This is a genomic window from Flavobacterium sp. GSB-24, from assembly GCF_027924665.1.
Taxonomy (GTDB): domain Bacteria; phylum Bacteroidota; class Bacteroidia; order Flavobacteriales; family Flavobacteriaceae; genus Flavobacterium.
In genome coordinates, this window is sequence record NZ_AP027043.1 from 31,430 (window position 1) to 52,423 (window position 20,994).

Sequence of the window (20,994 nt, forward strand, 5' to 3'; positions counted from 1 at the left end):
AATGAAACCAAGAATTGTTATCCCGAATGTTGCTCCAGACGCTTATCAAGCTTTAATGAATTTAGAGAAATATATTTCTACTACCTCACTAACTCCAGTACATAAAGAATTAATTAAGATTCGTGCATCGCAAATCAATGGCTGTGCATTTTGTATAAATATGCATACCGCTGACGCTAGAAAACATGGAATTTCTGAACAGAGAATCTACCTAATAAGTGCATGGCGTGAAGCTGATGTTTATACGGAAGAAGAAAAAGCAATTTTAGCTTTGACCGAACAGGTAACCCAAATTAGCAATCATGTTTCTGATGAAGTTTACCAAAACGCAGCACAATTTTTTGACGAAAAATATCTTGCTGAAATCATCCTTGCCATTATCACAATTAACTCTTGGAATAGACTTGCTATTACAACTGGGTTGAGAGCTGTATAATTTATAAGGATAAATTTACAAGCCTAAAACTCTGCAAAGCCCTTTGTTTAAAAGGGCTTTTTGTATTTATCTATAAATGAGAATTAAAAAAATCGTAATTTAAAAATAATTAAAAATACCGTATTTATACTCTTTTGAGATTTCTATAAATATTTATTTTTGGCACATGATTCCAAAAAGAGCGCAAATAATTACTTGTTTAATAACTGCTTTGTTAATGCTTACATCTTGTCGAAAGCAAAATGTCGATAGCTCAAAAAAAATAAACAGAGAAATCGAAATTAAGGAGATCATAAGTAAAGCAAATAAGTTTTACAATAATTATAATAATACTGACAGCGCTTTTTTCTACTACAACAAAGCAAGAGTTGCCTGCAATCTTAAAAAAGATCTTAAAAGTTATGTTTCTTGCATGTACTACATGGCCGAAATCCAACAAGACCATGAAGATTTTGTTGGAAGCATTAAAACAGCAATGGAAACAGTTCCGCTTTTAGATGAATTAAACAACTCTGATTATATATGGAATATCTATAGTGTTTTGGGAAGGAATTATTATTACACCTATGACTATCCAACTGCAATATATTATTACTCTAAAGCTTTTACGTTAAAAACTAATAAAATAAATAAACTCGAAGCAAAAAATAATATCGCTGTTATTTACATAAAACAACAAAAGTTCGACAAAGCACTTCCTATTTTTGTTTCAATCAGTAATGAAAAAATCGTACAACAAAATCCTGAAAACTATTCTAAAATATTAGATTATATAGGTTATTGTTATTATAAACTCAAGAATTCAAAAGCATTGATTTTTTTTGAAATGAGTTTAAAAATAAAGTCTAAAGCAAATTATATAGAGGGTTTAGGCAGGACCTACTATAATCTCGCCGAATACTATCAAAATGATAAAGCCGATTTAGCAATGAAATATGCAAAATTAAGTTATAAAAACTATACACTATCGGGCAATACTGACGACCGCTTACTTGCTTTAAAATTTATCATAGAAAATAGTTCTGATATTGATTCAAAAAAAAATGCTCTACTTTACACAAGAGTAATAGATAGTATTTTTGAAGTAAGACAAAGAGCTAAAAATCAATTTGCAAAAATTAAATATGACTCAAAAAAAGAAAAAGAAGAGAACTTAAAATTAAAAGCTCAAAAAATTAAAAATAAACTTCAAATAGTAAAACAGCAAAGCAAAAACATTGTATCATATATCATAATCGTATTAGCCTCATGCCTAATTGTTTTTCTTTATTTTTTTTTAACACTACGAAATAATCGTCAAAAAATTGAAGCAACTTATCAGAGCGAAATCAGAATTTCAAAAAAATTGCATGATGAATTAGCTAATGATATTTACCACACAATGGCATTTGTCGAAAACAGAAATCTTACTTCTCCAGAAAACAGAAATCATTTATTAAAAAAACTAGACAATATCTACTCCCGAACAAAAAATATTTCTAAAGACAATACTCCTGCCATTAGCGATCACAATTATGTAGCTTCGCTAAAAGATATGATATCAGGATTTGACACTCCAAATATTAATATTTTAATAAATGGTCTCAATACTATTAACTGGGATAAAATTAATGAAGATAAAAAAACATCCATTTACCGAACTATACAGGAATTGTTCGTAAATATGAAAAAGCATAGTGATGCAAGTTTAGCAGCAATAACATTTAAAGTACTGGAGAATATTATAATTATCACTTACACGGATAACGGAAAAGGAATCGATAAAAATAAAATGATATTAAGAAATGGTTTGAGCAATATTGAGAATCGAATTCATGCTGTTAGAGGTGATACTGAAATTCATTCCGGTTTAGGAAAAGGTTTTAAGGTTATAATTAAAGTTCCAGTATAATGATTAAGAACTTGTTTCTATTTCGCTTTTTTCAAAAAAAACACATTATATTTTGCTTGCTAATCTTCGGTATAATTTTGGCAACGATCTTTTATATACAGCTTTCTAAGGCAAAAAACGATAAAGTACTACACATCAACACCGATCGTTCAGTTGCAATTAAACAAATGATGGAAAAATCTAATGCTTTTTGGTATTCAGGAAAAAATGATAGTGCCCTTTTTTATTTCAATAGAACACAATTGTTATGTTACCCAAAAGCAGATTATGCAGATTATTATGTTGGTTCATTAAACAATATGGTCGAAATTCTCCAACAAAATGGTAATTATAACGAAGCAGAAACCACACTTATAAAAGCATTCCCTTACTTAGAAAAAACTACCAATGTAAAATATGCCGTTAACGCTTATACCTTCATGGCTTACAACTATTTGTATATGTACGATTATGAAAAAGCGTTGTATTATCATAGAAAAGCATTAAAAAAAGCAATCTCTACATTTAGGAAAGCGAGAATATTGTCTGAAATTGCATTTGCATATATGCACCAGAAAAAATATCAAGAGGCGGTAAATTTATTAGAACCTATATCTAAGTGCAAGATTGCAGATAAAATCACCCCTTCAAATACAAATGCTCAACGTGCAGCTATTCTATATAATCTAGGTCTTTCTTACTTAAGACTAGGAGACCACAAAGATGAGGCATTGAAATGCTTTAACGAAAGCCTAGAATTAACCCTAAAACTCAATGACGATTATGAATTAATCGGCAACTACTACGCTTTTTATTTGTTTTATTCAAAATACCACAATCCTGTATTAAAAAAAATTAACGCAGAAAAAGCTTACTATTGTGCAAAAAGCGCAAAATCTGTAACAAATGAAATCAACATGTTAGCTTCCCTAATCGAAGCGGATAATGCTGAAAATTCAAAAAAACACTGGAAAGTTTATAGTAAAAAAATTGACAGTCTTATTGTTAGCAGAAAAAAAGCAAAAAATCAATTTGCCAATATAATATACGATTCTAAAAAAGACAAAGAAGAAAATTTAGAGCTCAAAACTCAAAAATTAGAAAATGAATTAGAGCTGCAGAGACAAAAAAACAGAAGCTTTATTTCTTACATTATCATATCTTTCTCCATTTTCATATTGCTTTTTTTAATCTTTTATATAACCTCAAAAGGCAAAAGGGAAAAAAAAGATATCATATATAAAAGTGAAATGCGAATTTCAAATAAATTACATGATGAACTTGCCATAAATGTCCACCAAACTTTATTATTCGCAGAAGATAATGATCTGGAAAATGAAGAAAATAAAGAAAAATTACTTTATCACTTGAATAACATTTACTCAAAAACACGAAACATTTCAAAAGAAAATAGTCAAATTCCAACAGATGATCGATATGTAGCAATTTTAAAAGAAATGATTTCAGAGTATAGATCTAAAGATGTCAATATTATCCTAAATGGTTTTGATGTCGTTTTTTGGAATACAATCGAAAAAAATAGAAAAATAATACTCTATAGAATTTTACAGGAGCTTTTATTTAATATGAAAAAGCATAGCGATGCAACTTTGATAAGCATTATACTAAAAATAAATAACAAAAGCCTTACTGTAGTATGCACTGATAACAGTACTGAAATTACGACTAAAGATACAATTTTAGAAAAAAGACTACAAAATGTGGAAAACCGTATTAAAACAATAAAAGGAACTATTAATTTTGACAAAAATACAGAAAGAGGTTTTAAAATAAGTTTCACATTCCCTATATAAGATTTAAATATGTTTAAAAAAGTTTTAGTTGCCGAAGATTTAGACAGTATCAGCATCGCTGTAGTTCAAGTTCTGGAAGAATTAGAGGTTCCGGTAATTGACCATGTAAAATATTGTGATGAAGGTTTACTCAAAGTAAAAAAAGCTTTATTGGAAAAAGAGCCTTACGATCTCTTAATTACCGATTTGTCATTTAAATTAGATCATAGAAAAGCCGACTTAACAAGTGGAGACGAACTAATTGAGGCTGTAAATCATGTTCAGCCTGAATTAAAAAAAATTGTTTTTTCTATCGAAGATAAAAGCTATAGAATCAAAACTCTTTTTAATGAATTGGGTATTAATGCATACGTTTCTAAAGGACGAAACAGTATGACTGAGCTAAAGAATGCCGTTGAAAGCACATACAATAATGAGGAAAGAATACTTTCTTCTGATTTATCTTTTAGCTTTAATGATAAATCTTTGATTGAAATTGAATCATATGACATTTCGATCTTAAAACTTCTTTCACAAGGATATATTTTAGAAAGTATTTCTAAAGAATTTAAAGATTTATCTATTACTCCTAATGGAACGAGCAGTATTGAGAAGAGAATCAATAAATTAAAAATATATTTTAAAGCAAATAATAATGTGCATCTAATTGCAATAGCTAAAGATTTTGGCCTAGTATAAATTGATGAGCTTTACGGTTTTCCGTAAGGATTACAACTTTGATAGATATACATTTGTAAATAACCTACTAACCTTCTAATGAAACCAAAAAATAAAGCTATTATTTTATTTGCAAAAATTAACACAACTCAAAATAAAATTATTATGAAAACAATGCTTCTTTGCCTTTTTTTATCAATTAGTTTTGCTTTAGTTTCTGAAAAAACAGGCTGGCTGGAAATCGATTGGAAAATAATTTTTATTCCAGCTTTACTTGTTTTACAAATCATCATTATTGGTACTGCCTTAAAAAACAGATATAAAAAACACTAGGTAATTCTAAGAGAGGTATGATATTCATATTATAGGAAATATCTATATTTGATTTCATTTTTAATTGTACATGAAAAACGTTCTAAGCCTTCTCTTACTATTATTTACATTTTTATCATTTGCTCAAACCAAAGTTCTATCTTGGAATATCGAAAATTTTGGTAAGTCAAAATCCGATATTGAGCTAAATTATATTGCTAAACAAATTTCAACTTACGACATAATTGCAATTCAAGAGGTAGTCGCTGGAAATGGCGGTGCCCAAAGCGTCGCTAAACTTTCTGAACTACTAAATCAAAAAGGATTTAAATGGAATTATAGTATCAGTGATCCTACAGCGAGCAGTAGTTATAAAACTGAGCGATACGCTTATATTTGGAAAACAAACAAGGTCAAATTGAAAAATAAGCCTTGGCTCGAGAAAAAATACAACTTAGAAATTGACCGAGAACCTTATTTTGCTACTTTCGAGATTAATAAAAAAGCGATCACTCTGGTTAATTTTCATGCTATAACTAAAAAAAAACAGCCCGAAACTGAAATTAAATATTTTAAATTCTTACCAAATCAATATCCGAATTTAAACTTGGTTTTTTTAGGTGACTTCAATTGTCCCGAAAAACATACTGTTTTTAATCCGTTAAAAGGAATGGGGTATTTATCGGTATTCAAAAATCAAAAAACCACACTTAAGCAAAAATGTAAAAACAATGTCTGTCTAGCTTCTGAGTTTGACAACATATTTTACAAAGATTCCAATTTAAAGCTTATTAATTCAGGAGTTATTAAATTCTACGAAGATTATGATTCTCTACAAAATGCTAGAAGAGTTTCTGATCATATTCCGGTTTGGTTTGAATTCTCCTTAAACTAAAATTAGGTTTTAAGCTTCTTTTTTCTAGCAGCAGGAAATAATACATTATTCAAAATTAATCTGTATCCTGGAGAATTAGGATGCAAATCTAACACAGTCGGCGGATCTCCTACTTGATGTTGAAAATCTTCTGGATCATGGCCTCCAAAAAAAGTAAACATCCCTTTTCCTTTTTCACCATGAATATATCTAGATTCTCCATTTAATTCGCAAGTTCCCATTATGAGAACATTAGATTTTATTAATGAAGTATCAAAAGAAGTCGTTTGTCCCATAAAACCTTTTACTAATTGCGTATGATTTTGACACAACATACTAGGAATTGGATCCCATTTTGCAGAAAATTCCATTAAAGTAAAATAATCCTTATCCATCACGATACGCCTTTTGGTAGTCATATCGATATCTGAAAATTCATAAACTTCAGGTTTTCTTTCTAAAGTAAAGTTTTTAAAAGCAAAAGAATTATTATAATTTAGTTTTGACTGGTAATTTGATTCACTTGGATCACCATCAAACATTGTTTCGCAAATATCTACTCCGTCTGCTGCAAGTGCAATATCAAAACTATCCGTTGCAGAACACATTGCAAACATAAAACCACCACCAATAACAAAATCTCTAATTTTGTTGGCAACAGCACCTTTTTCTTGAGATACCTTATCATATCCTAATTTTGCTGCAAGTGCTTCAGCATCTTTTTTCTGATCGATATACCAAGGGGTATTTTTATATGCAGCGTAAAATTTTCCATACTGACCTGTAAAATCTTCATGATGTAAATGCAGCCAATCGTATAACAAAAGCTGGTCGCTTAATACTTCTTCGTCATAAATTGGTGTAAACGGAATTTCGGCATAAGTTAAAACCAGCGTTACAGCATCGTCCCACGGTTGTTTCCCTTTTGGTGTGTATACTGCAATCTTTGGAGCTTTTTCTAAAATTACCGACTCCATATTTTGAGAAGGACTCGAAATTTCATTTAAGATAGAAGTTTGTTCACTATCTGAAATTACTTCAAAGCTAACTCCCCTAATTTTACATTCTTTTCTAATCTCCTCAGCATCTGGCAACAAAAAAGAACCACCACGATAATTTAAAAGCCAGCTTGCTTTGTAATCTCTGCTTAAACACCAATATGTTATACCATAAGCCTTTAAGTGATTTTGCTGTGTAGTTTCGTCCATCGGAATTAAGATAAACGATGCTCGAGCACTAAATGTAATTAGTAGTATAAAAATGTAGAATAAACTCCTATTCATCCGAAAATTATTTTAGTAAAGATATAAAGGAAGAATCTAAAAAAAGAATCGTGAGATTTTTTTCTGGCATAATAGAATGTTAAATATAAAAACAGGGGTAAATACCTGATTTACAATATTAAAAAAAACAGGTAAAAACACCTATAGTGTGGCAAAATATTCTATATACATTTGCTATCCCAGGTCATAAAACTAATCAATGCAAAAAAAATCAACCACCATGAAGTTTAATGATAGTAATAACCAAGAAAAGGGTATGAATATAATTCAAAAAATAGGTCTATGTGTTCTTGTCATAACAATCATCTTATATTACGTATTGTCAATTCAATTTTTGACAGCGTAATATTTTAAATTGTTAGAACAGCTAAGTCATTTTGAATGGCGTATACTACTAAGCCTGCAATATTTCGTGATTCTGTTTTGAGCAGTAAATTATTTCTGTGTCCTTCTATAGTTCTTGGACTTAAAAAAAGATGATCTGCAATTTCTGCAGTTGTTTTCTGCTGACAGATCAATTGCAGGATTTCCACTTCACGAGGAGAAAGAAAATTAGTTTCTAAACCGCCTTTTGAATTCTTAGGAGAAACTATTGTTTCTTGAATTGTTTTTAAAACGCTTTCGTTATAATAAAATCCTTTTGCAGCTACTTCATTAATAGTGTGTATTAAATCTTTTGGGGTGGTATTTTTTATTAAATAAGCAACCGCACCTACCTGAATCATATTGGCAATAAATGATTTTGTATCATAACTTGTCAGAGCAATGATCTTAATGTCTGGAAACGATTTCCTTATAATTTTTGTAGCTTCGACACCATTTAAAACTGGCATCTTTAAATCCATTATAATAATGTCGGGCTTAATTTCATTTTTATTTAACTGAGAAATAAGTTCATCTCCGTTTGAAGCTTCAAAAAGAACATCAAAATTTTCTTCTCTCTGCAATAAAAAAGAAATTCCTTTTCGAAACAAAATTTCATCATCGACTAGGGCAATTTTAATAGCAGCATTCATTTAATTTGATTTTGGTCGTTTGTTTTGGTATGCCGAATTTACGAAATATCATTTATAAAAAGTCCATTTAGCTTGTTTTATTGAGTAAAAATCTTATTTTAATAGAAAAACTAGATTAAAAAGTAAAATTTACTGCGATTCCGTTATTAATTTCAGAAGTAATTTTTATAGTTCCTTCCAAAAACGATATACGGCTGTCAATATTTTTCATTCCAAGTCCTTTTTGATTTTCAGCATTTGCACTATCAAAACCAACTCCATTATCTTCATAATCACAAATATTTATTCCATCTCTATTAATAAATGAAATCCATATTTCTGTTGCTTTTCCATGTCGCATTGAATTATTCATCAACTCTTGTAAAATTCTAAAAACATGTAAATGTCGATCGATATCTTTATCATCAAAATCGATTTCATTTTTATAATGTGTTTTTACAGATTTACTAGTTTCAAATTCTTCACACAACTCTTCTATACCAGCATTTAAACCGAATTTTTCAAAAACCGGCGGTAATAAATTATGAGCTATTTTTCTAGAATTTTCTAATGCCTTCGTTGTTAAATTAATGATGTTCTCTGTAATTTCTGCCGTTTCTGTTTCCGTAAGATTAGGAGCAGTAAGTAAATGACTGTTGAGAGAAACAATATTTAATTTTGAACTAATATCATCATGAAGGTCTTGTGCAATTCTTTTACGTTCTTCTTCTTGAGTAATTATAATCGCATGGAGCTGTTCTTTTTGATATTGAAGGACTAAGTCTTTTTTCTCTAATTCTTTTTGAATGATTTTTTTTCGGGAATAGTAAAAGAATATAATTAATGCAACTGCAACAACTATAAAAAAAAGGGATATATATAATATAATTGCAACTAGCTCTTTATCAGGAATTGAATGGGTGTTCATATGTATTTATTTATGGTACACAATTACAGACTAACCTTGTAAAACTTTTTTTCTTGAAAAACTGACCTTCCATTCGTACATAATAAAAAGATAATAGACTATATTTAAAAATGCATTAAACATCCAGCTTAAATATTTTACATCGTTATTCAAGGTAGAAGTAAGATTACCTATAATAAACAATACTGTACTTGACAGTAAATAAATGATTATTCCCATACTTGCATAGTAATATGTTTTATTTTCGGTAAGCATATTATAGAAATGAAGTAATGCAAAAACAACAATCAACAATGATGTTAATGTAATTTCAAATAAATTAAATTTCAAAAATTCCTGTGGATCATTAACAAATTGTATTGTTAGTACAAGCAAAGCCACAATAAGACTAACTTTTACAAATTGTTTTTGGATTTTTATTTTTAAAATTGAATAATAAAACAAACCCAGAAATATCATTTGACCTATAAAAAAAGTATTTACGAGAAATAAATTATTCATTTTAAGGTGAAAGAGTGTCTCCATTGATATTTGCATAAGAAATGCAAAAGCTAGGTAACTAACAAAAAAAACATTAGCTTTTTCCTTTCGGAAAAAGCTATATGCATATAATATTAGATTAATTAATAAAATGGAATAACCTGAATATATTAAAAAATCAGCCATTATTTTTTACTTAAAATATTTAAAATTAAAATGGAGGGCTCGGACGTGAACCATCATAAACAACATCTCCTCCGTTTTCAACGCCGTCACCAGGTCCGTAAACATCAACGTACTTACCAGTTTTTTCGTCGTATTTAGCACCAACAAAAAGTAAAGTTTTTTCATTATCATCATTAATACCAATATATGCACGAACAGCTTCGGTATTAAGTTTTAAAACCAGTTCTAAACTTTCTCTTGGTATCAAATAAGATTTAACTTTTTTCGCACGATCTTCGACAGTAGTATCGTCGTCATACTTTTTCTCCCATTCTTTGGCAGTAGACAAGGGAACCCTGATAGGCCCTGGAAAAGCTTCTTCATTCATAATTTAAATTTGTTATTGGTTAATAATCTAAAAAAAATTAATAGTTTATAATTGGTTTGGCTAAACTACTGATTTTAATTAAAAAATTAACATTCAAACATAAAAAAAGCCTTAAAATTAAGGCTTTTATATTTTATTAGAATGGAACATCGCTGTCATCATCATCATCGTTCAAATTACTTCCAAAAGCTTCATTAGCCGAAGGTAAATTTTTGGTTATAAAAGGGTTATCATCATGATTCATTTTTGAAGGTAAATCATCATAACCTCCCGTAAAGTCTTCTAAATTATCGAACTTACCAAGATGTCCAAGGAATTTCAAACGAATATTCTCCAAACCACCATTACGGTGTTTGGCTATAATAAATTCTGCCTGACCAGCTGTAGATGATTGTTCGTCATCATCCCATTCTTCAATTTTATAATATTCAGGACGATAAATAAACGATACGATATCGGCATCCTGCTCAATCGCTCCAGATTCACGAAGATCCGAAAGTAAAGGTCTTTTACTAGATCCACGCGTTTCAACGGCACGCGACAACTGCGAAAGTGCAATAACCGGCACGTTTAGCTCTTTTGCCAAAGCCTTTAAGTTTCGGGAAATTGTAGAGATCTCCTGCTCACGGTTTCCTCCCCCTTTACCACTACCTCCAGCAGTCATTAACTGCAAGTAGTCAATAATAATTAATTTAATTCCGTGCTGTGAAGCCAAACGACGACATTTTGCACGTAAATCGAATATCGAAAGCGAAGGTGTATCATCAATAAACAACGGGGCTTTTTCTAAGTTTTTTACTTTAGTACTTAATTGTTCCCACTCATGTTTTTCTAACTTTCCTGTTCTTAATTTTTCTGAAGACAATCCTGTTTCAGAAGAAATAAGCCTCGTAATTAACTGTACTGACGCCATCTCCAGCGAGAAAATTGCTACTGCATGTCCGAACTGAATACTAACGTTTCTTGCCATCGAAAGTACGAAAGCCGTTTTACCCATACCAGGACGAGCCGCAATAATAATTAAATCGGAAGGCTGCCATCCAGAAGTTACTTCGTCTAATTTTTCAAAACCAGTTGCAACACCACTCAAACCTTCTTTTCCTGCAATTTCTTCAATACGTTTTTTCGCCTGAAGAACTAAACTCTGAGCAGTTTCAGAACTACGTTTGATATTTCCCTGAGTTACTTCATATAATTTAGATTCTGCTTTATCAAGCAAATCAAATACGTCTGTAGTTTCATCATAAGATTCTTCGATAATTTCAGAAGAAATTCTAATCAAACTTCTTTGAATAAATTTTTGAAGAATAATACGCGAGTGAAATTCGATATGCGCAGAAGAAGCAATTTTCTGCGTAAGCTGAATTAAATAAAAATCTCCTCCTGCTAAATCTAATTTTCCATTTTTCTTTAATTGAGTCGAAACCGTCAATATATCAATTGGCTGCGTTTCGGTAAAGAGCTGCAAAATTGCTTCAAAAATGTGTTTGTGTGCATCTTTGTAAAAAGCATCAGGCTGTAAAATATCAATTACATCATCTACCCCCTTTTTGTCAATCATCATAGCACCAAGCACAGCCTCTTCCAAATCAATTACTTGCGGAGGGAGCTTACCTTTTTCTAAGTTAATAATTGTGGTTTTATCTACCTTTACAGGGTTTAAGTTTTTGAAATTTTCCATATAGCGAAAGTAGCGAAATTTAAAAAAAATCTGCTATCGATTTATAACTAATAATTGTTTATAAATAATATTGATTTGTTGATAACCAAAAAAAAATCCGAAACGGTAAGGCTTCGGATTTTAAGTCTCTTTTTATGAATTTACTCTTTATACTCGCCCATATTACTGTATTTGTCCATTCTCTGGGCAATTAAGTCGGCTGTTGATAAGTCTTTTAATTCATTATATCCTTTAGTGATGTATTCTGCAACCGTTTTGAAAGTTGTTTCACGGTCATAGTGTGCTCCGCCTAGCGGTTCTGGAATAACATCATCAACTAATTTTTGTTTTTTCATGTCAGAAGAAGTTAACTTCAAAGCTTCAGCTGCACGCTCTTTGTACTCCCAGCTCTTCCATAAAATAGAAGAACAAGATTCTGGAGAAATTACAGAGTACCAAGTATTTTCTAACATATATACTTTATCTCCAACACCAATTCCTAAAGCTCCTCCAGAAGCACCTTCACCAACAATAATTGTGATAATTGGCACTTTAAGACGAACCATTTCGAAAATATTTCTAGCAATAGCCTCCCCTTGTCCTCGTTCCTCAGCTTCAAGTCCCGGATATGCACCCGGAGTATCTACTAAAGTTAAAACTGGAATTCCGAATTTCTCTGCCATTTTCATCAAACGCAAAGCTTTACGGTATCCTTCAGGATTAGCCATACCAAAATTACGATATTGACGTGTTTTAGTATTAAAACCTTTTTGCTGACCAATAATCATAAACGATTGTCCCTTTACTTTACCAAGACCACCAACCATTGCTTTATCATCTTTAAAACCTCTGTCTCCGTGAAGCTCTAAGAAAGTATCACCGCAGATAGCTTTGATATAATCTAAGGTGTAAGGTCTATTTGGATGTCTTGACAATTGTACACGCTGCCAAGCCGTAAGGTTTTTGTATATATCTTTCTTGGTTTGTTCTAATTTCTTGTTGATTTCCTTGCAAGTTGGCGTTACATCAACGTCAGATTCTTTTCCAATAATAACGCACTTTTCTAACTGTTCTTCAAGTTCTTTAATTGGAAGCTCAAAATCTAAATATTCCATGGATTTTTGAATTTTGTTTGTAAATCGAACCGCAAATATAAAAATATTATATCATTGGCGAAGTTAATTGTTATTTAAAGTATAAAAATGCAATTTAAAAATAAGTAAACTATTACAAGTTTTCTTTCTTATTCTTATAATGTTTAAAAACACCATTTAGAATAACTGTTATGATAATTATAACGGCTCCTATATAAAATTCGACACTCATTTTTTCTTTTCCGCCTAAAATAAAATACGCTAAAACGATACCATAAACAGGCTCTAAGTTAGTCGTTAACATTACTGTATAGGGAGTTAATCGCTGCATGACTTTTACAGAAGCAGTAAAAGCATAAGCCGTACATATGGATGATAAGATCAATAATAAAACCCAGTTATTTAAAGACATTGAAAAGAAATCTGCCGTAAATTTTCCTTGAAATAAAAAATAAATTGTAATAAAAAAAACTCCCGCACCAAACTCATAAAATGTAATTACAGAAGGTTCATGATCCGCAATTAATTTTCCATTCATTAAAGTAAATAAAACTCCTAATATTATCGAAGCCAAAGCAAAATAAACACCTTGCAGATATTTTATTTCTACTTGAAGAATCAATCCTAAACCTGCAATAATTATTAGTCCAAAGAAAACTTCATACCACAATACTTTTCTTCCGTAGAATAAAGGTTCTAATAAAGACGCAAAAAAAGCTCCTAAAGAGAAAATAGAAAGCGTAATAGAAACGTTAGATACGTGGATAGCCTTGAAAAAGAAAATCCAATGAAGTGCTATAAGCAATCCAACAAAGATTAACTTAAAAAATTCTTTTACTGGAACTTGAAAAGATTGTTTTTTAAAAGCAATAAAACCGCCAAGAAAAATCCCAGCCAGCAACATTCTAAACCAAACCAGATTTTCAGCATCAATAGTAATTAAAGCGCCCAAAATGGCTGTAAAACCCCAGATAAAAACAATTAAGTGAAGATTTAAATAACTTTTTAAATTATCGTTTCGCATTACGTAATAGGTAAACTGCCAGGATTCCGAAAACAATATTTGGGAACCAAACAGCTAATAAAGGTGAGAATGTAGATTTTTCGGCAAGTGTACCAAATATTTTATCAAAAAACACAAATGAGAAAGCAATTGCAATCCCGATTGCTAAATTCGTTCCCATTCCGCCTCGACGTTTCATAGACGAAACCGCAACAGCAATAATGGTTAAAATAAAAGCTGAAACTGGTACGCTGTATTTTTTGTAAAGAACTACTAAATAGGTATTGATATTTCCAGAACCTCTTTTTCTTTCTTTTTCAATAAAATCGTATAATTTGCCTAAAGTCAAAGTTTCTGCGATATAAACAACAGGCGTTAAATCTGCTAACTCGAACTTAAAAGCAACATTTTTTTCTGGAGTTTTTTCTATTACATCATTTAATTCTCCAATTGTTCTTTTGGTATAATCGTGTAAAATGTAAATCTTCTTTTTAGGATCCCATTTAATACGACTTGCAGTAATCTTATAAGTTAGTTTTTCTTTTTCGAAATGTTCCAAAGAAAAATTAAAAGCTGTTTTAGTTTCTTCGTTAAAGCTATTTACAAAGATAAAATCGTGATCGTTAATTTGTCTGTAAACATTTGTGTTTTCGCCCCGCATGAGCTCTTTTCCATTTCCTTTTAAATACGTATATCTAAAATTATTATAACCTTCACTTGCGGCAGGAACAATAAAAAACCCCATTAACAGCACAAAAAGCGATACTATTGTTGCTCCAATAATATAAGGACGTAAAAAACGCGTAAATGAAATACCAGAACTTAATATTGCAATAATCTCCGTATTATTCGCCAGTTTTGAAGTAAACCAAATTACCGATAAAAACAAAAATATCGGAAAAAGCGAATTGATAAAATAAATCGTGAAATTGTAATAATAGAATGCAATATCTCCAAATGGAATCTTGTTTTCTAACATTTTATTTACTTTTTCAGAAACGTCAATTACGATTCCGATTGGAGCGAATAAAAGAAGCATCACAGAGAAAGTCCCCAGATACCTTTTTAAAATGTATTTATCTATTATTGTTAACATATATATTTTGTTTGTTTCATTTCAGGTTTCAAGTTTCACGGCCTGCAGAGAACCTGAAACTTGAAACCTGAAACTTAAAACTTTTAAAGTCTTTGACTCATATTTTTAACCATCATTTCTTTCCATGGTCTAAAATCTCCCGCTAAGATATGTTTTCTAGCTTCACGAACCAACCACATATAGAAACCAAGATTATGAATTGTTGCAATTTGCTTTCCTAAATATTCATTTGCCGCAAACAAGTGACGTAAGTATGCTTTTGAATATTCGGTATCAACAAATGTATGCGCCATTTCATCAATCGGAGAAAAATCGGCTTCCCACTTTTTATTCTTGATATTGATAGTTCCGTTTGCTGTAAACAACATTCCGTTTCTTGCATTACGCGTTGGCATAACACAATCAAACATATCAATTCCTAACGCAATATTTTCTAAAATATTAATAGGAGTACCAACTCCCATTAAATAACGAGGTTTATCTTCTGGAAGAATTTCGCAGACAACTTCAGTCATTGCATACATTTCTTCAGCCGGCTCACCAACAGAAAGTCCGCCAATAGCATTTCCTTGCTGACCTGAATTTGCAATATATTCAGCAGACTGCTGGCGTAAATCTTTATAAGTACTTCCTTGAACAATTGGGAAAAATGTTTGCTCATAACCATATTTATAAGGAACTTTTTCCAAGTGATTAATACAACGGTCTAACCAGCGATGCGTCATATGCATAGATCGCTGCGCATATCTGTAATCACAAGGATACGGAGTACATTCATCAAAAGCCATAATAATATCGGCTCCAATGGTACGCTGAATTTCCATTACATTTTCTGGTGTAAAAAAATGGTAAGATCCATCAATGTGCGATTTAAACTTTACCCCTTCTTCTTTAATTTTTCTATTTGAAGAAAGAGAATACACTTGATATCCTCCAGAATCAGTCAAAATATTACGATCCCAGTTCATAAATTTATGCAATCCTCCTGCTTTTTCAAGAATCTCGGTTTGCGGACGCAAATACAAATGGTATGTATTTCCTAAAATAATATCTGGGTTAATTTCTTCCTTAAGCTCACGCTGATGCACTCCTTTTACAGATGCAACCGTTCCAACCGGCATAAAAATAGGAGTTTCTATAACTCCGTGATCAGTAGTAATACTTCCCGCTCTAGCTTTAGACTGCGGATCTTTTTGTAATAAATCAAACTTCATCTGTTTCTTTTTTCTCCCGACCTTTCGGGACGGCAAAGATAAGCTAATTTCAGAGAAATTTAATTACATAATTTACCAATTAGAAAATTAGATAATCATTGGAATCAACTTGAAACTTGAAACCTTAAACTTCCAGCATTTAATATCTAACTATTAAGTTATTTGGGCGTTTCCTACGGCCGGGCTATCCGCTATATCTTTTGTTCAAGAAGGCTTCATTTCCAGACAAGACCAGACATTTATCACAAAAGGATGCCGCTCCTATCCCTAACGCGAAGATCTCAGCGTGAAGCCAGAACCAATTTTTATCAAATGTAAAAACTACAACAATCACATTATTAATATGTAACATAACGACTGCATTATTTCTTAATTTTAATTAAATAGAAATTACTATCAATTTTAAATCATAGAAATCATGATAAATTCAGAAGAAAGAGATCCTGCAGATCGTTTGGACCAAATTAAGGATGAGCAAATCGAAAGAAATCTAGAAAATTTAGATTATCCAGCAAATGAAGACATTTACAATCAAGAAGATAAATTAGAGGATATTGATCCAGAAGGAATTTCTGGCGAACGCATTATCAATCAAGACAATAATCATGAATGGAAACAAAACAGTGATAAAATTGGTAATGACTTAGACGTTCCAGGATCTGAACTTGACGACGAGCAAGAAGATATTGGCTCAGAAGATGAAGAAAATAATTTTTACAGCGAAAGCGATACCAATTAAATTTAAAATACTATATCATTTAAAAATCATAACAAATAAGTCCTTCAACAAGGGCTTATTTTTTTTATATTTTAGAATCAAAAAACAATCACAATAGTAATTTGATTTCAACACCTCATCATCAAAAACGATCCTAAAAGAGTATATTTTTCTCATTTCAATAAAAAAGACTACAAAAATTTAACAATTGAAACAAACTAAAGCAGAAAATCATTTGTCTCCCCGCAAAATAACAATTACTTTTGCTACAGTTTAAAATTTTACATATAAAATGAAGCCTAACACACAACAATTAAGCGATTTAACGATCCAAGTAAGAAGAGACATTCTTAGAATGGTACATGCTGTAAACTCTGGACACCCAGGTGGTTCATTAGGTTGTACTGAATTTTTGGTAACACTATATCAAAATATTATGGACCGCAAAGAAGGTTTTGATATGGACGGAATTGGAGAAGATTTATTTTTCCTTTCAAACGGACACATCTCTCCTGTATTCTATAGCGTATTAGCTAGAAGCGGTTATTTTCCAATTTCAGAACTTGCTACTTTTAGATTATTAGATTCTCGTTTACAAGGACACCCAACAACTCACGAAGGTTTACCTGGAGTTCGAATTGCCTCTGGTTCATTAGGACAAGGTTTATCTGTAGCTCTTGGAGCAGCGCAAGCTAAAAAATTAAACAACGACAATCACTTAATCTATACTTTACACGGAGACGGAGAATTGCAGGAAGGTCAAAACTGGGAAGCAATTATGTATGCATCTGCTAAAAAAGTAGATAATATAATCGCAACAGTAGACCTTAACGGAAAACAAATTGACGGAACAACTGATGAAGTTCTGCCAATGGGAAGTCTTCGCGCTAAATTTGAAGCTTTTGACTGGGATGTTATAGAAATTGCAGAAGGAAACAATATCGATGCAATTCTTGCCGGATTGAATGACGCAAAATCAAGAACAGGAAAAGGAAAACCAGTTTGTATTTTATTACATACTGAAATGGGTAATGGAGTAGATTTTATGATGCACACACATGCTTGGCATGGTAAAGCTCCAAACGATGAGCAATTAGAGAAAGCTCTAGCTCAAAATTACTCTAAAGACCAAGTTGATTATTAAAAAAGCTATAAGCTTTAAGCAATAAGTTTTACACCTATTGCCTATAGCCTATTGCGTACAGCAAAAAGACAAAAATGAAAAAATACGAAAATACAGGAAGTAAAGATACTCGTTCAGGTTTTGGAGCGGGAATGACTGAACTAGGTCAAAAAAATGAAAATGTAGTTGCATTATGCGCCGACTTAATTGGATCATTAAAATTTGATGATTTCAAAAAAAATCACCCAGAGCGTTTTTTCCAAATCGGAATCGCAGAAGCTAATATGATCGGAATTGCTGCAGGTTTAACAATTGGTGGAAAAATTCCTTTTACTGGAACTTTCGCTAACTTCTCTACAGGAAGAGTTTACGATCAAATTCGTCAATCTGTTGCTTACTCAGACAAAAATGTAAAAATTTGTGCTTCTCACGCTGGTTTAACTTTAGGAGAAGATGGAGCAACACACCAAATCTTAGAAGATATTGGTTTAATGAAAATGTTACCAGGAATGACTGTAATCAACACTTGTGACTACAATCAGACTAAAGCCGCGACTATTGCATTGGCAGATCACCACGGTCCTGCTTATTTACGTTTCGGACGTCCAGTAGTACCTAACTTTACTCCTGCTGACGAACCATTCGTAATTGGAAAAGCAATTCTACTAAACGAAGGAACTGATGTAACTATTGTTGCTACAGGTCACTTAGTTTGGGAAGCTCTTATAGCTGCTGAAGCTCTTGAAGCAAAAGGAATTTCTGCTGAAGTAATCAACATTCATACAATTAAACCACTTGACGAAGAAGCAATTTTAAAATCAGTGGCAAAAACGAAATGTATTGTAACTGCAGAAGAGCACAATTACCTTGGAGGTCTTGGAGAAAGCGTTTCAGGAGTATTAGCTTTACACAATCCAACTCCACAAGAATTTGTAGCTGTACAAGATAGTTTTGGTGAGTCTGGAACTCCAGAGCAGTTAATGAACAAATACAAACTAAACAATCAAGCAATTGTTGAAGCTGTAGAAAGAGTTATCAAAAGAAAATAATTTTTAAATTTTCTTACTTATAAAAAAACCTCGAAATATAGATTTCGAGGTTTTTTGTTTTTATCAATACACCAACCTTCATAAAAGTAACAACATAATATTGACCATAAAAAAAGCCCTGAAATATAATTTCAGGGCTTTTTAATTTATCGAATTTAATTAATCTTTATTGGATAAGTATTATCTAAATGAATTCTTTTTCTTGGATTTTCCGTATAATCTGCCTCAATGTATTTTCTAACATTTGTAGCAGATTCTGGTAAACTAGGATTTGCAAGTTCTCCTGTTGGCCTTCTAGGAATTCCTCTCGGCTCTGTTTCATCTACATTCGGCGTTAACGGATTATCTACAACTGGATCCCATGGAAAGTAAAGTTTAATTCCATAGTTAAAACCATTTACTACACCAACTTCGCCTGCTGCTTTAGTAATTTCAAACCTTGTTGTAAAACCATCTCCATCATCATCAAAATCTAGAAAATCTGCAATTCCATCGCCATCAGTATCATCAATCAACTCTTTGGGCGGATTAGGATATTTAGTTGTATTTCTAAAATCATAAAGATATCCATCTCCGTTAACATCTTCTAAATAATCAGGAACACCATCACCAATAAATACTATTCCGCTACTTGATGAATTGTATTCATTATCCACTCTCTGCAAGTCAAATAATTTAAAAGTAAAATATATTGGTGTATATGCAGGAATAGCACTACTACTATTAGCATAATATGCAAGACCTGAAGGCAAAAACATAACTCCAGCTCCATAATCATTATACGTTATAGTACCATCATTTGAAACAGTAGACGAACTACTAGTTTTAAACTTTGGAAGAATTTCCGCCCATCCTTGTATTACCGTATTTGAATTAGCATATGGAAATAAATTAGCCGTAAACGGAAGACCATAAGAAGAATCAGCGAGAGTTCCATTTAATAAATAACAAGAGTATGCTGTTGAAACCTTATCTGTATTAGTTGGAGATTCGCCAGCACCTTTTCTCAAAGTTAAATAATATACTTTATAAGTAATACCATCACTATACACATCTCTGCTCTCTAATTTATATGTAGTTTGATCCCAAATAGAAACTTGAGTTGTTGCATCTGTAATTTTTGATATTTTAACATCAAAATCAGCTGTAACATTTTCGATATAATTACTTTTTAAAAATTTTTCAATAGAATCATTATCCGCTTTATACTGTACTGCATAATCTCTTACAGGAGTTACTACAACCTCATCATCATCCTTTTTGCTGCAAGAAACGATGGCAATACCAGCAAGTAATAAAACAAAATAATATTTAAATTTATTCATTATTATGATTTTTTTAGGTGCGCAAGATACAATATTGATTTATTTTTGTAAAGAATTTAACTTGGATTTTAGAAAAATTATGAGAATAGATAAATACTTATGGTGCGTTCGATATTACAAGACTAGAAACATGGTTACTGAGGCCTGTAAAAAGAATCACATCACTGTAAATGGGCAGGTTGCTAAACCATCAAAAGAAGTTTTCCCTACAGACAGAATTACTTTTAGAAAAGATCAAATTACCCAAATTATAACTGTTCTTGACATTCCTGAAAGTCGTGTTGGAGCAAAGTTGGTTGATATTTACCGTAAAAACGAAACACCTCCAGAAGCTTACGCGCATTTAGAGCTATTAAAACTTTCTAAAGAACATTACCGAAAAAGCGGAACAGGACGTCCAACTAAAAAAGACCGAAGAGATATCGATGAGTACGGAAATGAAATCTTTGACGAAGAAGAAGAAACGGAATAAATTTCAAAACTTTGAAAAACCCAAAAATTAAATACCCA

21 protein-coding genes are annotated in these 20,994 nt (G+C 31.5%); 10 read left to right on the forward strand and 11 right to left on the reverse strand.

Annotated features, from left to right (window positions below):
• The first annotated feature begins 1 nt into the window (after position 1).
• The 6 genes from QMG60_RS00150 (at position 2) to QMG60_RS00175 (ending at position 5,984) form a co-directional block, all read left to right on the forward strand.
• Positions 2–436 (forward strand): carboxymuconolactone decarboxylase family protein, encoded by a 435-nt coding sequence (locus QMG60_RS00150; protein WP_281866487.1) that lies wholly within the window; start codon positions 2–4, stop codon positions 434–436.
• A 217-nt stretch (positions 437–653) separates the two neighbouring features.
• A complete protein-coding gene (locus tag QMG60_RS00155; RefSeq protein ID WP_281866488.1) occupies positions 654–2,327 on the forward strand; it encodes an ATP-binding protein in 1,674 nt (557 codons plus the stop codon).
• Positions 2,328–2,767: 440 nt separating this feature from the next.
• The gene (locus QMG60_RS00160; protein ID WP_281866489.1) at positions 2,768–4,120 is read left to right on the forward strand and encodes a tetratricopeptide repeat-containing sensor histidine kinase; all 1,353 of its coding nucleotides are present in this window, start codon (positions 2,768–2,770) and stop codon (positions 4,118–4,120) included.
• 9 nt (positions 4,121–4,129) lie between these two features.
• The gene (locus tag QMG60_RS00165; protein ID WP_134142551.1) at positions 4,130–4,798 is read left to right on the forward strand and encodes a response regulator; all 669 of its coding nucleotides are present in this window, start codon (positions 4,130–4,132) and stop codon (positions 4,796–4,798) included.
• Between the two features lie 144 nt (positions 4,799–4,942).
• Positions 4,943–5,110: a hypothetical protein gene (locus QMG60_RS00170; RefSeq protein WP_157848514.1), complete on the forward strand. Its 168-nt coding sequence runs from the start codon at positions 4,943–4,945 to the stop codon at positions 5,108–5,110.
• 70 nt (positions 5,111–5,180) lie between these two features.
• Positions 5,181–5,984, forward strand: a complete 804-nt coding sequence (locus tag QMG60_RS00175; RefSeq protein ID WP_281866490.1) for an endonuclease/exonuclease/phosphatase family protein — start codon at positions 5,181–5,183, stop codon at positions 5,982–5,984.
• A 2-nt stretch (positions 5,985–5,986) separates the two neighbouring features.
• Here the strand turns inward: QMG60_RS00175 and QMG60_RS00180 are convergent, their stop codons facing one another.
• From QMG60_RS00180 to tgt, 10 genes are all read right to left on the reverse strand, one after another.
• Entirely contained in the window at positions 5,987–7,246 is a 1,260-nt protein-coding gene (locus tag QMG60_RS00180) for an asparagine synthetase B (RefSeq protein ID WP_281866492.1), read from the reverse strand.
• 350 nt (positions 7,247–7,596) lie between these two features.
• A complete protein-coding gene (locus QMG60_RS00185; RefSeq protein ID WP_057117822.1) occupies positions 7,597–8,262 on the reverse strand; it encodes a response regulator transcription factor in 666 nt (221 codons plus the stop codon).
• A 115-nt stretch (positions 8,263–8,377) separates the two neighbouring features.
• Positions 8,378–9,169, reverse strand: coding sequence for a histidine kinase (locus tag QMG60_RS00190; protein WP_057117821.1), 792 nt, complete (start codon positions 9,167–9,169; stop codon positions 8,378–8,380).
• 30 nt (positions 9,170–9,199) lie between these two features.
• On the reverse strand, positions 9,200–9,670 hold the full coding sequence (locus tag QMG60_RS00195; RefSeq protein ID WP_281866493.1) for a hypothetical protein: 471 nt from the start codon (positions 9,668–9,670) through the stop codon (positions 9,200–9,202).
• A 190-nt stretch (positions 9,671–9,860) separates the two neighbouring features.
• Entirely contained in the window at positions 9,861–10,202 is a 342-nt protein-coding gene (locus QMG60_RS00200) for a hypothetical protein (RefSeq protein ID WP_057117819.1), read from the reverse strand.
• A gap of 136 nt (positions 10,203–10,338) precedes the next feature.
• Complete coding sequence (gene dnaB, locus QMG60_RS00205; RefSeq protein ID WP_057117818.1) at positions 10,339–11,883, reverse strand: replicative DNA helicase; 1,545 nt, start codon at positions 11,881–11,883, stop codon at positions 10,339–10,341.
• 140 nt (positions 11,884–12,023) lie between these two features.
• Complete coding sequence (locus QMG60_RS00210; RefSeq protein ID WP_281866495.1) at positions 12,024–12,977, reverse strand: acetyl-CoA carboxylase carboxyltransferase subunit alpha; 954 nt, start codon at positions 12,975–12,977, stop codon at positions 12,024–12,026.
• 112 nt (positions 12,978–13,089) lie between these two features.
• The gene (locus QMG60_RS00215) at positions 13,090–13,980 is read right to left on the reverse strand and encodes a DMT family transporter (protein ID WP_281866496.1); all 891 of its coding nucleotides are present in this window, start codon (positions 13,978–13,980) and stop codon (positions 13,090–13,092) included.
• Entirely contained in the window at positions 13,967–15,055 is a 1,089-nt protein-coding gene (locus QMG60_RS00220) for an LptF/LptG family permease (protein ID WP_281866497.1), read from the reverse strand. Before QMG60_RS00220 ends, QMG60_RS00215 begins: the two co-directional genes overlap by 14 nt.
• Positions 15,056–15,138: 83 nt before the next feature.
• Positions 15,139–16,269 (reverse strand): tRNA guanosine(34) transglycosylase Tgt, encoded by a 1,131-nt coding sequence (tgt, locus tag QMG60_RS00225; protein ID WP_057117814.1) that lies wholly within the window; start codon positions 16,267–16,269, stop codon positions 15,139–15,141.
• A gap of 418 nt (positions 16,270–16,687) precedes the next feature.
• Between tgt and QMG60_RS00230 the strand changes: the two genes are divergently transcribed.
• From QMG60_RS00230 to QMG60_RS00240, 3 genes are all read left to right on the forward strand, one after another.
• Positions 16,688–17,008: a hypothetical protein gene (locus QMG60_RS00230; protein ID WP_057117813.1), complete on the forward strand. Its 321-nt coding sequence runs from the start codon at positions 16,688–16,690 to the stop codon at positions 17,006–17,008.
• 271 nt (positions 17,009–17,279) lie between these two features.
• On the forward strand, positions 17,280–18,131 hold the full coding sequence (locus QMG60_RS00235; protein WP_057117812.1) for a transketolase: 852 nt from the start codon (positions 17,280–17,282) through the stop codon (positions 18,129–18,131).
• A gap of 74 nt (positions 18,132–18,205) precedes the next feature.
• The gene (locus QMG60_RS00240; protein ID WP_057117811.1) at positions 18,206–19,159 is read left to right on the forward strand and encodes a transketolase C-terminal domain-containing protein; all 954 of its coding nucleotides are present in this window, start codon (positions 18,206–18,208) and stop codon (positions 19,157–19,159) included.
• A 155-nt stretch (positions 19,160–19,314) separates the two neighbouring features.
• On the opposite strand, the gene QMG60_RS00245 is transcribed toward QMG60_RS00240, so the two are convergent.
• Entirely contained in the window at positions 19,315–20,484 is a 1,170-nt protein-coding gene (locus QMG60_RS00245; protein WP_281866499.1) for an FKBP-type peptidyl-prolyl cis-trans isomerase, read from the reverse strand.
• Positions 20,485–20,563: 79 nt separating this feature from the next.
• Here QMG60_RS00245 and QMG60_RS00250 point away from each other — a divergent pair, with 79 nt between their 5' ends.
• On the forward strand, positions 20,564–20,956 hold the full coding sequence (locus tag QMG60_RS00250; protein ID WP_057117844.1) for an RNA-binding S4 domain-containing protein: 393 nt from the start codon (positions 20,564–20,566) through the stop codon (positions 20,954–20,956).
• Positions 20,957–20,994 lie beyond the last annotated feature (38 nt).